The sequence below is a fragment of the Mycobacterium sp. genome (assembly GCF_032162105.1).
In the GTDB taxonomy this organism is placed as follows: domain Bacteria; phylum Actinomycetota; class Actinomycetes; order Mycobacteriales; family Mycobacteriaceae; genus Mycobacterium.
This window is the reverse complement of sequence record NZ_JAVRPS010000033.1, coordinates 1-12,294: the sequence shown is the minus strand read 5'-3', so window position 1 is coordinate 12,294 and position 12,294 is coordinate 1. Positions and strand designations below refer to the sequence as shown.

General features: G+C 67.4%; 10 protein-coding genes, 2 tRNA genes and 1 pseudogene. 5 read left to right on the top strand and 8 right to left on the bottom strand.

From position 1 onward, the window contains the following. A partial coding sequence (uvrA, locus tag QOC69_RS01385; protein WP_526435615.1) for an excinuclease ABC subunit UvrA occupies nt 1-2,255 on the bottom strand: 2,255 nt, incomplete at its 3' end. A 111-nt stretch (nt 2,256-2,366) separates the two neighbouring features. Between uvrA and QOC69_RS01380 the strand changes: the two genes are divergently transcribed. After that, nucleotides 2,367-3,044 (top strand): MBL fold metallo-hydrolase, encoded by a 678-nt coding sequence (locus tag QOC69_RS01380; protein WP_526435613.1) that lies wholly within the window; start codon nt 2,367-2,369, stop codon nt 3,042-3,044. A 10-nt stretch (nt 3,045-3,054) separates the two neighbouring features. Here QOC69_RS01380 and QOC69_RS01375 read toward each other — a convergent pair whose 3' ends face one another. Next, nucleotides 3,055-3,498, bottom strand: coding sequence for a universal stress protein (locus tag QOC69_RS01375; RefSeq protein ID WP_526435611.1), 444 nt, complete (start codon nt 3,496-3,498; stop codon nt 3,055-3,057). 527 nt (nt 3,499-4,025) lie between these two features. On the opposite strand from QOC69_RS01375, the gene QOC69_RS01370 reads away from it, so the two are divergent. Beyond that, a complete protein-coding gene (locus QOC69_RS01370) occupies nt 4,026-5,576 on the top strand; it encodes a glycosyltransferase family 39 protein (RefSeq protein ID WP_526435609.1) in 1,551 nt (516 codons plus the stop codon). On the opposite strand, the pseudogene QOC69_RS01365 reads toward QOC69_RS01370, so the two are convergent. After that, nucleotides 5,576-5,731, bottom strand: a pseudogene (locus QOC69_RS01365) (acyl-CoA thioesterase II); the annotation flags it as partial. The gene QOC69_RS01370 and the pseudogene QOC69_RS01365 sit on opposite strands and share 1 nt — an antisense overlap. Before the next feature lie 9 nt (nt 5,732-5,740). Here QOC69_RS01365 and QOC69_RS01360 point away from each other — a divergent pair. Next, on the top strand, nt 5,741-6,274 hold the full coding sequence (locus QOC69_RS01360) for an Rv1352/Rv1906c domain-containing protein (RefSeq protein WP_526435607.1): 534 nt from the start codon (nt 5,741-5,743) through the stop codon (nt 6,272-6,274). Between the two features lie 37 nt (nt 6,275-6,311). Here QOC69_RS01360 and QOC69_RS01355 read toward each other — a convergent pair whose 3' ends face one another. After that, nucleotides 6,312-7,370, bottom strand: coding sequence for a class I SAM-dependent methyltransferase (locus tag QOC69_RS01355; RefSeq protein WP_526435605.1), 1,059 nt, complete (start codon nt 7,368-7,370; stop codon nt 6,312-6,314). A 128-nt stretch (nt 7,371-7,498) separates the two neighbouring features. Between QOC69_RS01355 and QOC69_RS01350 the strand changes: the two genes are divergently transcribed. Further along, nucleotides 7,499-8,398 (top strand): LLM class flavin-dependent oxidoreductase, encoded by a 900-nt coding sequence (locus tag QOC69_RS01350; RefSeq protein WP_526435603.1) that lies wholly within the window; start codon nt 7,499-7,501, stop codon nt 8,396-8,398. 40 nt (nt 8,399-8,438) lie between these two features. Here QOC69_RS01350 and QOC69_RS01345 read toward each other — a convergent pair. Next, nucleotides 8,439-8,509: transfer RNA gene (locus QOC69_RS01345), tRNA-Cys, on the bottom strand. Nucleotides 8,510-9,018: 509 nt separating this feature from the next. Here QOC69_RS01345 and QOC69_RS01340 point away from each other — a divergent pair. Next, nucleotides 9,019-9,426 (top strand): hypothetical protein, encoded by a 408-nt coding sequence (locus QOC69_RS01340; RefSeq protein ID WP_526435601.1) that lies wholly within the window; start codon nt 9,019-9,021, stop codon nt 9,424-9,426. Between the two features lie 235 nt (nt 9,427-9,661). Here the strand turns inward: QOC69_RS01340 and QOC69_RS01335 are convergent, their stop codons facing one another. The 3 genes from QOC69_RS01335 to QOC69_RS01325 all read right to left on the bottom strand — a co-directional run. Further along, a complete protein-coding gene (locus QOC69_RS01335; RefSeq protein ID WP_526435599.1) occupies nt 9,662-11,173 on the bottom strand; it encodes a PGRS repeat-containing protein in 1,512 nt (503 codons plus the stop codon). A gap of 433 nt (nt 11,174-11,606) precedes the next feature. Beyond that, a tRNA-Cys gene (locus QOC69_RS01330) sits at nt 11,607-11,680 on the bottom strand. Between the two features lie 60 nt (nt 11,681-11,740). Then, nucleotides 11,741-12,294: DUF899 family protein (locus QOC69_RS01325; RefSeq protein ID WP_526435597.1), on the bottom strand; the 554-nt coding region annotated here is incomplete at its 5' end.

Here is a 12,294-nt window from a genome sequence, read left to right as displayed (position 1 = left end):
GCCTCGCAGCGACCGCCCTTGACGTTGAACGAGAACCGCCCCGGCTGATAGCCCCGCACCTTGGCCTCGGTGGTGGCGGCGAACAACGTCCGGATCTTGTCGAACACCCCGGTGTAGGTGGCCGGGTTGGAGCGCGGGGTCCGGCCGATCGGCGACTGGTCGACGCGGACCAACTTGTCGACCTGGTCGAGCCCGTTGATCCTGGTGTGCCTGCCCGGCACCTGGCGGGCGCCGTTGAGCTTGTTGGCCAGCACTGACGCCAGGATGTCGTTGACCAGAGTCGACTTGCCCGACCCCGAGACGCCGGTGACGGAGGTCAGGACGCCGAGCGGGAACGCCACGTCGATCTCGCGAAGGTTGTGCTCGCGGGCGCCGATGACGGTCAGCTGACGCTTGCGGTCGATCGGTCGCCTGATCGCCGGAACCTCGATGCTCTCCTTGCCGGAAAGGTAAGCACCGGTGATGGATTCGGGGTTGTGCAGCAGGTCGGCGTAGGTGCCGCTGTGCACGATGCGGCCACCGTGCTCACCGGCTGCGGGGCCGATGTCGACCACCCAGTCGGCGTGCGCGATGGTGTCCAGGTCGTGCTCGACGACGATGAGCGTGTTGCCCAGGTCGCGCAGGCGCACCAGGGTCTCGATCAGCCTGCGGTTGTCGCGCTGATGCAGGCCGATCGACGGCTCGTCGAGCACGTACAACACGCCGACGAGGCCCGACCCGATCTGGGTGGCGAGCCGAATGCGTTGCGCCTCACCGCCGGACAGCGTTCCCGCCGCCCGAGACAGGCTCAGGTAGTCGAGCCCGACGTCGAGCAGAAACCCCAGCCGGGACTGCACCTCCTTGAGCACCTGCCCGGCGATCGCCTGCTCGCGGTGGCCCAGGGTGAGCGCGTTGAGGAAGTCCGAGCAGTCGGCGATGGACAGTTCGCAGACCTGCGCGATGGACATGTCGCCGTACTCGCCTGCGGCCAGCGTGACAGCCAGGATCTCGGGCTTGAGCCGGGTGCCCTGGCAGACCGGGCACGGCACGTCCCGCATGAAGCCCTCGTAGCGTTCCTTCATCTGCTCGGACTCGGTCTGCTCCATGCGGCGCTGCAGGAACGCCATCACGCCCTCGAAGTCCGCGTAGTAGGACCGGGTGCGGCCGTAGCGGTTCTTGTACTTGACGTGTACCTGCTCGTCGCAGCCCTCGAGAATCGACTTGCGCGCCTTGATCGGAAGCTTGCGCCAGGGTGTGTCGACGTCGAATCCCAACGCCTCGCCAAGGCCGGCCAGCATGCGGGTGAAGTACTCGGCCGTGTGGCCCATCGCCCATGGCGCGATCGCGCCCTCGGCAAGGGTCAGCTCGGGATCGGGCACGACGAGCTCTGGATCGACCTCCTTGCGGATGCCAAGGCCGGTGCACTCCGGGCAGGCGCCGTAGGGCGAGTTGAACGAGAAGGACCGCGGCTCCAGGTCGTCCACCGCGAGCGGGTGGCCGTTGGGGCACGCCAGCTTCTCGGAGAAGCGCTGCTCGCGCTGCGGGGTGTCCTCGTCCTGATCGACGAACTCGAGTACGACGATGCCGTCGGCGAGGCCGAGTGCCGTCTCGATCGAGTCGGTAAGCCGCTGCTTGGCGCTGGCCTTGACCGTCAGGCGGTCGACCACCACCTCGATGTCGTGCTTCTCCTGCTTCTTCAGCTTCGGCGGGTCGGTGAGCGGATGGACGACACCGTCGACCCGAACCCTGCTGTAACCCTGCGAGTTCAGCTTCTCGAAGAGGTCGACGAACTCGCCCTTGCGGGTCCGCACGACGGGAGCGAGCACTTGAAACCGGATGCCCTCGTCCATCGCGAGCACCTGGTCGACGATCTGCTGCGGGGTCTGCTTGGCGATCCGCTCGCCACACACCGGACAGTGCGGGCTGCCTGCCCGTGCGTAGAGCAGACGCAGGTAGTCGTAGACCTCGGTGATGGTGCCGACCGTCGAGCGCGGGTTGCGGTTGGTGGACTTCTGGTCGATCGACACCGCGGGCGACAGGCCCTCGATGAAGTCGACGTCCGGCTTGTCCATCTGGCCGAGGAACTGCCGGGCGTACGCCGACAGCGATTCCACGTAACGGCGCTGGCCCTCGGCGAAGATGGTGTCGAATGCCAGCGACGACTTGCCGGAACCGGACAATCCGGTGAAGACGATCAGCGCATCGCGTGGCAGATCAAGATCGATGCCTCTCAGGTTGTGCTCGCGTGCACCCTTGATGATCAGGCGGTCTGCCAACAGATCCCTTTCCCGGTCCCGTACTGCTCTCCGACCCGCAGAAAGCCGTCCGCGCACCATGCTATGTCCACCCTCCGACAAGTCCGAGCCGAGCCCGATACCGTGGCGGACATGACTACCGTTGACGACGACTACACGGGCCATGCCGAACCGGGCACCGCCGCACGCCGCACGCTCCCCGGGGCAACGATCGTGAAGGCGTCGGTCGGCCCGATGGACAACAACGCCTACCTCGTCACGTGTTCCGCGACCGGCGAGACGCTACTCATCGACGCGGCCAACGATGCAGCCGTCCTGCTCGAACTCATCCGACGCCACGCGCCCACTCTGTCGCTGATCGTCACCAGCCACCAGCACCGCGATCACTGGCTGGCGCTGGCCGAGGTGGTCGAAGTCACCGGTGCGCCGACCGCCGCCCACCGGCTCGACGCCGAACCGCTGCCGGTCAAGCCCGACCGGATCCTCGCCGACGGCGACACCATCCAGATCGGCGAGCTGAGCTTCGACGTCATCCACCTGCAGGGTCACACCGAGGGGTCGGTGGCCCTCGCCCTCAGCGGGCCCGCCGCGGGCGACGCTGTCCAGCTGTTCACCGGTGACTGCCTGTTCCCCGGCGGTGTCGGCAAGACGTGGCAGCCCGGCGACTTCGACCGGCTGCTGGGCGATGTCAGCACCAAGGTGTTCGACGTCTACCCGGATTCGACCGTGGTGTATCCCGGCCATGGCGACGACACCACGCTGGGTGCCGAGCGTCCGCACCTGAGCGAGTGGAGGGGACGGGGCTGGTAGCCCCGCGACGTCAGGAGGTGTGGACGATGAGGACGTCGGTCTTGGAGCGGCGCGCCACGTTCGCTGGCACCGAGCCGAGCAGGCGGCCGGCGATGGTGCTCAGGCCCACGTTTCCGACCACGAGCAGGTCCGCGTTCACCTCGGAGGCAAGGTCGACCAGAGCATCAACGGGAGCGCCGACGATGGCCTTCTCCTCGACGTCGGCAGCGCCTGCGGCCTTGGCGCGGTCCCTGGCCTCGCGCAGGATCGCGTAGATCGGGGCATTGCCGGACATCTTGTAGCCCTCGTCCTTGAGGACGTCGGCCGCGCGCTGGTCTTCGCTCTGCGGGAAGTAGGCCGTCGCCACGATCACCTTCGCGCCCGACCCGGCGGCGATCGCGCCGGCCCGGTCGACCGCGCGCAGCGACGAATCCGAGCCGTCCGTGCCTACCACCACGGTCTGATAGCCGCTCATGCATGCCCTCCCAGTGTCGTTTGCAACGCCATCCGAGACAGTAACCCGTCACCCCCGCGAACGCGGGTGGATTCGGCGACACGCGTTCGCTCAGTTGGCCAGGCATCGTGCCCTCTACCGGCAATGATGGTAGCCCGGGACGCATACCTCGACCGTGATGTCGTGACGAAACCTACGTCTGCCACCCGGTACCGATGGAGTCGCACCGGCAGGTCGACGTGACCTGCGTCATACCGACGATTTCATCCACCCCGCAATCACGTTCGACGCCAGTCGGTTTCGCGTGCGCCCACGGATCGGGTGGACGCCGGGCGTCGAAGTTGGACGATCCGGGGTTCGAGCGGCTCGGCCGCAAAGTCGCTGTCGGAGAACGTCTAGCAGTATCACGGTGCAGCGTCGGCGGACGGCCGAGGCCGCCCGACGACGACGTCGAGGCGCCCGTGTCACGTCCCTCGAGTTGCTGGACACCGTTCTTACCGGTACTAAACGGTGAGATGGCAGTTCAGTCGGCTGGTGACCGGGCATGGGTGAGCCGTGGATCTGTCACTAGACAGGGCGCCCTCGAACGCGTCCAGCCGACCCGAACACCGACCGCGGGCGGGCTCGATCCCGTCGTCGTGGCCGCGTTCGCGATCGTGGTGAGCGCCGCGGGCGCCGCACGGCCGTCACTCTGGTTCGACGAGGCCGCCACGATCTCTGCCGGGACGCGCTCGGTGCCCGAGCTGTGGCGCATGCTGGGCAACATCGACGCGGTGCACGGGCTGTACTACCTGCTGATGCACGGGTGGTTCGCCGTCTTCCCCGCCACCGAGTTCTGGACGCGTCTGCCCGGCTGCCTCGCCGTCGGGGCAGCCGCGGCCGGCGTCGTCGTGTTGGGTCGGCAGTTCTCCAGTCGCACGGTCGCGGTGTCGGCGGGGATCGTGTTCTCGATCCTCCCGCGCATCACCTGGGCCGGTATCGAGGCCCGTCCGTACGCCCTTTCGACGGCGTGCGCGGTCTGGTTGACGGTCCTGGTGGTCGCCAGTGCGCGCAGGGACCGGACGTGGGCGTGGGTTGGCTACGGTGTCGCACTCGCGGTCTCGACGGTGTTGAACGTCTTCGTCGTCCTGATCGTGCTTCCTCACGCACTCACCGTGGTGCGCATCGCGCGACGCCGCTCGACGGTCTTCTGGTGGGCCGGCTGGTGTGCGGCGGCCTTGGTCGCGCTGACTCCGTTCATGCTGTTCGGCCGCACTCAGATCGCTCAGGTCCGCTGGATATCGCCGCTGAGCCCCGAGACGTTGGTGGAGATCGTCTACGAGCAGTACTTCGACCTGAGCGCGGCGTTCGCCGTCACCGCGGGCGCATTGCTGGTATTGACCATTGCGTTGCGCCGGTTTGCCTTGCTGGACAACGGAACTCGAATCCTCGGCACGATCTCCGCCGCGTGGATCGTGCTGCCGACCGTGGTGCTGGTGCTGTACTCGGCGATCGCCGAGCCGATCTACTACCCGAGGTATCTGTGCTATACCTCCCCCGCCGTCGCACTGCTTCTGGCGGTCTGCATCGCCGCCCTCGTCAGAAGCCGGGACCGGGTCACCGCGGTACTCGCCGTCTTGGCGTTGGCCGCCACCCCGAACTACCTGTTCACCCAGCGCGGCCCATATGCCAAGGAGGGCATGGACTTCAGCCAGATCGCGGATCTGATCACCGAGCGGGCCGCGCCGGGTGACTGCCTCGTTCTGGACAACACCGTGACCTGGTTACCCGGCCCCGTCCGGTCAGTGACCGCGGCACGTCCTCACGCCTACGAGAAGCTGGTCGACCCCGGCCGCGGGAGGCGAGCCGCCGACCGGAATCGATTGTGGGACGCGCACATCGCGATCTGGGCGGTGGCGGACCTGGTGCAACACTGCACGGTGCTGTGGACGGTCTCCGACCGCGATCACACGCTGTCCGACCACGACGCGGGGCTTCCGCTCGATCCCGGTCCGCGGATGAGCCGAGCGCCCGCGTACCAGGTGCCGCAGCGGCTCGGCTTCCACATCGTCGAGCGCTGGCAGTTCAGCTTCGCCCAGGTCACCCGATCGACGCGGTAACGCCTAGCCGACATCAGGGCCTGCCCGGCGATGTGGCCACCGACGATGTGGTGGCCCGGGTTGTCCAACTGGGTGGCCACGAAGCCGTCGTCGTCGATCTGGTCGACCTGCAGCGTGGCGACGACGTCGGTCAGCGTCGGCGATCGGGAGCTCACCCCGGCATCATGCCGCAGCGCACGCCCGGTCCGGGATTTCCCGCACTGTGGTTAGGTCGGCTAAGCTGGAATGTCATGAGGTCCACGAAGGCATCGGCCATTGCTGCCGCGGTGACCGTCGCCGGCTTCTGGGCAGCCGCCGGAATTGCCCACGCCGACCCGGCTCCCCCTGCCCCGCCCGCGCCGAAGACGACCATCGACGCCAACGGCACCTACAAGGTGGGTGCGGACATCGCGCCGGGCACCTACACCTCGGCCGGACCGATCACGGACGGCGTCTGCTCCTGGAAACGGTCCGCCGGCGACAGCATCGTCGACAACGCGATGACCAAGAAACCGCAGGTCGTGGAGATCGACCCAACCGACACCACGTTCACCACCAGGGATTGCCAGCCGTGGCAGCTCACCGACTGCTCGCAGGGTTGTGCGTCGACGACGGCCTCCCCGGCCGCCATCCTCGGTCAGCTCGGGACCTTCCTGGCGCCCCGCTTGGGCGGTCCCCCGCCCGCCGGCCCACCACCACCGCCCAGCCCCGAAGGCTAAGCCCAGGGCCCCAGTGTCGGCCCCCAAGCAGGGTCGACTACCCGTTCGGCTTCTGGTACACGAGCCAGCGCATCTCGATGGGGCATTCTTCACGCCGCAGATCGAACACGTCGAGGCCACTTACCCAGTCGGCGTACCAACTCGTCGGCGGCCAGGCGCCCTCGGGCAGGTGAGCGTTCTCGTACTCGTACACGGAGTCGTCGGCGACGAGTCGCAGAGGCAATCCGGACGCCGCTGCACCCATCTCCTGCTGCGTGAAAATGCTCGTGTAGCACTGTTGCCCGAGTTCACATGCGGCATCGTCGGGTAGATAGCCGGGGTGTGCCAAGAAGGCGTTGAACACCAATCGGCCGCCGGCAACCAGGCACTGGGTGGCGAGTTCGAAGATGCCGCGGAGCTGCTGCGTCGTCCGGAAATCGGATACCACTTCGGAGAGCAGGATCAGCCGATAGTCGCGCCGGAGATCGTCGATGGTGGTGAAGACGTCACGCTGGATCACGCGCACGTCGAGCGCTTCCCGTTCGGCGTCGGCGCGAATCATGTCGGCGAACTTCGGGGTCAACTCAACCACGTCGACCGGGTGGCCGCGCCGTGCCAAGGCCAGGCCATTGCGCCCGGTTCCGCCGCCGATGTCCAGCACCCGATGCATCGTGGGCTCGGTCAATTCATTGGCCAGCGCCCACACTCTGGCGTCCGGTTCGGTGCCGAAGAGTGGGGGCTCGCGCGTGCTGATCCAGTTCTGGTAGGCACCCTCGACCGTCAGCCATTCGGCCTTCACGTGGTAGTTGAGGACGGTGCCGACGGGAGCGTTGTACGAGAGGACGATGGTCGAACGCGGGGAGGCCGCGTACGCCTCCGCCAACTGACCTTCCAGCACGGTCCTGACGTGGGCGAGCTGTTCGGTCGTAAAGCTCCGGCCTACGTCCGCAAAGATGTTCTCGCACATCGTCACGTACTCGTCGATCATGCCCGGCGCAGCCGGCAAGGTGATCTGTCCCGTGACCACCGATCGGCCATGCAACCGCCGGGCCAGGGATTCGCGCAACCGCGTCTGATCAACGGACCTGACGGGCAACGGTCCGGGTTCGGTCGTCACGCTGCAACGGTAGGCAACGCGGTGCAGCCTCGTATCGCCTTTGCGTGAAGTTTGGAACGGACGAGGGGTAACAGCCGACGGGTCTGATCCGGCAGCCCACTGCCAGGGTGCATCCCTAGACTGGCGGCGTGCGATTCTCCGTATGGGCCTCTCACGCCCAGCCCTGGAACGATGTCCTCGAATTGACGCAGTATGCCGACGAACACTTCTGGCACACCATCTACGTCGCCGACCACTTCATGGCGAACGGCGACGGCCCGCACTACGCGCTGGAGGGAACCGGGACGCTGTCCGCGTTGGCCGGCGCCACGTCCCGGATCCGGTTGGCCAACCTGGTCCTGTCGATGACCTACCGTCATCCCGCAGTCCTGGCCAACTGGGCGTCCACCATCGATCACGTCAGCTCGGGCCGGCTCACTCTGGGAATCGGCGCGGGCTGGCAGATCAACGAGCACGAGCAATACGGCTTGGAGCTCGGGCCCCCGCGGGAACGGGTCGACCGCTTCGCCGAGGGGCTCGCCGTGATCACGGGGCTGCTCAGCGCGCCGACGACGACCTTCGAGGGCAAGTACTACCGGCTGACCGACGCCGTCTGCGAGCCGAAGCCCGTGCAATCCCCCGTGCCGCTGTTGGTCGGCGCGTCTGGTCCACGGATGTTGCGGCTGGTGGCGCGCTACGCACACCAGTGGAATCAATGGTCGGCGCCCGGCGAATTCGGCAAGACATCGGCGATCCTCGACGCCGCATGCGAGAAGGAGGGGCGCGATCCGGCCACGGTATGGCGTTCGACGCAGGCCGTCGTCATCGTCACCGATTCGCCAGAGGCCGAGGCGAAGGCGAAGTCGATTGCCGAGAGTTCGCCCCAGCCAACGGTGTACGGAACACCAACGCGCATCGCCGAGGCCGCCGCGGTGTGGCACGACGAAGGAGTGGACGAGGTCATCGTTCCGGACTTCGGCCTCGCCAAGGGCTCTGAGCGCCTGGATGCCTATCGCGCGCTGGCCGAGGCGTTCGCACCCTTGACCTGAGCAGGATCTGTTGGGGCGGCGCGGTCGAGCGCCGAACGAGAGCGAGTGGCGGGAATCGAACCCGCGTAAACGGCTTTGCAGGCCGGTGCCTAGCCATTCAGCCACACCCGCGTTGCAACAGACGATGCCAGTCGGGTCTGTATCCGCCCACCGTGTATTGCCTTTGGATCAAAATGGCCGGTGCAGGATTGCCTGCAAGTCGCCAGGCTGTGCGCAAGATGCCCTTCCCGGCAGATGTCTCGAGGCCGAACTGCGTCCCCGAAGAAGCGGATCGCGTTACTGAGGTTCGAAGAGTGATGGTTGTTGCGCGTATCCAGCCGTTGCACGCGAGTGCCATCATGGAGACCGAGCAAGTCGAGACTGTCAGGTTCGCTTCTAGAGTCGTTGCGGCAGAACATAATCCAACGCATCATCCTGCTCTCATCGCATGAGTCCGCGGGAGTGTGAGGGTACCGCGGGTAGCCGGAGCCGTGCCCGCAGAGCCAGGTTGCAAACGTCGCGTCGGACGAGGGGTGCCGAGTCGCCCTCTGCGGGGTCAGCCGAGCGCCGCGCGGACGGCTCCGCACTCTTGGTCGTTACATAGCAGGCCCCCGTCAGAAAGGGTGATCTACCATCCAAGAATGAAGCGGGTTGTCACGGTTTTCTGGCTGGCCTCGACCTTTGCGATCAGTGGCGTTGCGATCGCCGGTGGTGCGCACGCAACGCCCCCACCGCCCCCGACGTTCTGCGATTACGCACTGTCAGTCCCCGAGGTGGTGCAGGTCTCCGGCGCCAGCATGGTCACCGCAACGCTGACCCCTGTTCAGTGCGGGGCGCCCTTCCGGCCGTACGCGAGCGTGGTGTGCATTCAGGGCGCCGAGGCGGCGACCCAATGCACACAGGCCCGGGAATCAGCCACTGCGCAAGTCTTCATGCCGTATCACCCAGGGGCGACCTACACCTCGTCGGGCAGGGGCTTGGGCACGGTGTTCAACGACATGTCCGAGCCGAATTGGCAGATAGTGGGCCCGCTCACTGCTGTCCTGTAGTCCTATCCACAATCCGAGCCGCCGCGCGGCGAAGCAATCTGCCCACCTGAGCGAAGCCAGGTCCCCGGCTGCGCGCACCGACACGCGAAAGCGACCGAGTGACTGGTCTCGAACCCGGGTGGACGGCTTTGTCGACCGTGAAAGAGTTTCCCAGGCAACGGTTTTGAATCGTGACGGAAAGCAGAAGTCCCGGGAGCGCCGTTGCCGACGTTCCCGGGATCTCCGTTCGCGATTACTAGTGGGCGCCGGTGCCGCCTGCGCCGCCGGTGCCGGCGGTACCGCCGCCGCCGCCGCTGGCACCGGTCGCTCCGCCGCCGGCGTCGCCGGTCTTGCCTGTCACGCCGGTCGTGCCGGCACCGCTGGTGCCGCCCTTGCCTCCGGTGCCGCCGGTGCCACCCTGGCCACCGGCACCGTCGGCGCCGCTTTGCGCCGGTGTCGGGCTGACTCCGCCGGCGCCTCCGGTGCCGCCGGTGCCGCCCTTGCCTGCGTCACCGCCCGCGCCGCCAGCGCCGACCGTTCCAGTGCCGGAGGCGCCGGTACCCGCTGCGCCGCCGTTTCCGCCGTTGCCGCCGGGGCCGCCGGTTCCGCCGAACGAGCCATTGCCGCCGTCACCACCGTCACCGTTAGTGATCCCGTCGCCGTCCTCGCTGCCCGCGCCGCCCTTGCCGCCGTTGCCGCCGTTGCCGCCCACGGCGCCGGTGCCGCCGGTGCCGCCCTTGCCGCCGGTACCTCCGTTGCCGCCGGTGCCGCTGAGGAAGCCGCCGTTGCCGCCTGCGCCGCCGCTGCCACCCGCCGTGCCGCCGCCGCCGCCGACACCGGTGGCGCCGTTGCCACCCAAACCACCGTTGAAGCCGTCGGCCGGGAACACCCCGCTCGGATCGCTGCCGCCGTCGCCGCCGTTACCGCCGTTGCCGCCGCCGGCCAGGGCATCGCCGCCGTCGCCGCCGTCGGACGCGGTGACGTCCACCGTTCCGGTAAAGCCAGCTCCGCCATCGCCGCCGCTACCGCCGCCGGGCCCACCATCACCGCCATGACCAGCAGCAACGCCTTCACCAAAACCGGCTGCAGGTGCCTGACCCGGCGCTCCTTGGCCGCCGTTCTGGAAGCCGGCGCCATCGATCCCGTTGCCGTCGTCATCGGTTCCGGCGGTGTTGCCGGTCGTGGGGTTCTGGCTGGGAAAGGCGTTGCCACCGAGCCCGCCGTTGCCACCGCTACCACCGTTGCCGATGAACATCGCGCCGTTGCCGCCGCTACCACCGTCGCCGCCGGCGTGGGTGGCATCGCCGTTGCCACCGGTGCCGCCGGCGCCGCCGTGTCCGATGAAGAATCCGGCGTTGCCGCCGTTACCGCCGGCGGTGCCCACGGTGTTGGGGCTGTAGCCGTCGCCGCCGCTACCGATCAGCAGGCCGCCGTTGGTGCCGTTGGGGCTGAATTCAGTGCCGTCGGCACCGTTGCCGATGAAGATGTTGAGGATCGGAATGCCACCGGCCAGATCAAGAAACGGATCCGCGGCGTCCAACCCCGTCCCGAAACTGGGTGCCAACGTGGCGCTCTGCAGGCCGAGACCGATCACGAACGGGGTGCTCTGGGACGCTGCATCGCAGTCACCGACCGGTACGGTACCGAACGCACACCCGAACAATTGCTCTAACGGCGCGGCATGGGCCTGCCCGGGATTGGCCAGCAACGCCGCACCAGGCGCAGCCAGCACCATCCCCGCCCCACCGACAGCTGCCGCCGTCGCCAAGAAATGCGTCCTTCGCCTCAGCGCCTTACCTCGATGGCTGCTGTGCTCAAGCATGTTTTGCCCCCCTCAGAATCCAGAATCCGTGTGTGTGCTGGCAAAGATAGCGAGTTTGCCATCGGCTCGGTGGGTAATGCACAAATCCAGCTGGCGTTTGCTCGTGACGAGCGATCGGCGGCCTTAGCTGGCCCCCATGTACCGAGCTACTTCACCATTCGGCGATGGTCTCCCGTGTTGAATCCGCGCGCGTCAGGCGGTCGGCCTGGTTCTGATCGCTATTGGGGGTGTTGGCACGCAAGGCACACCGCAGGGCAGCAAACAACGTCGTGCCGCTGCACGGCTGAACTCGGCCCGAATTGGCGGGATGAATTGCGGGACCGCCCGCCTTGGCCGACGTTCCGAGGAGCACCGAAACGGCGTCTACCTGAGTTGACAATGGAGCGGATGACGGGATTCGAACCCGTGTAAACGGCTTTGCAGGCCGGTGCCTAGCCACTCAGCCACACCCGCGTCGCCATTGACGATGCCAGTTCGCGTCGCCCCCGCCCACCGTTTCACTCCACGTGATCCCTACTCCAGCGGAACCCCGGCGGCCACGCCATCGCGTGGCCAGCCCTCCGGTGAGTCCTCCCAACTCTCCTGCCTGCCGTACGGCGTGAGGTCCAGGAACGGATACCCGACCGCGGAATGGTCCAGCCCGCGGGCATACGCCGAGTAGGTGTGGAACACCTCGTCGCCGCGCCGAAGGAAGACGCTGGCGCCGGGCACGTCACCCCGGAGATCGTCGTCGGTCCAGCCGTCGGCACGCAGTTCGTCGAGCGCCTTGTAGTTGTACTCGACCGGAGCGCGTGCCGGATCGAGCGTGACGTGGAAGTCGTAGGTGAAGTCACCGTCGCGCGACGAGTACCACGGAAACGTCCAGCCGTGCTCGTCCCGGTACCGGGCAATGCTGGCGTACGGCGCGCGGGATACGCACGCCAACGTCACTCCCCTGGCGTTGAGTAGCGCCCGATCCCCTTCCGTGAACGTCAGGTCGGCGGAGGCTGTGCAACTGGGACACCCGCGGTCGCCGTCGTCGATCCACATGAAGTGGTGCACGTAGAGCTGCGGCCTGCCTTCGAACA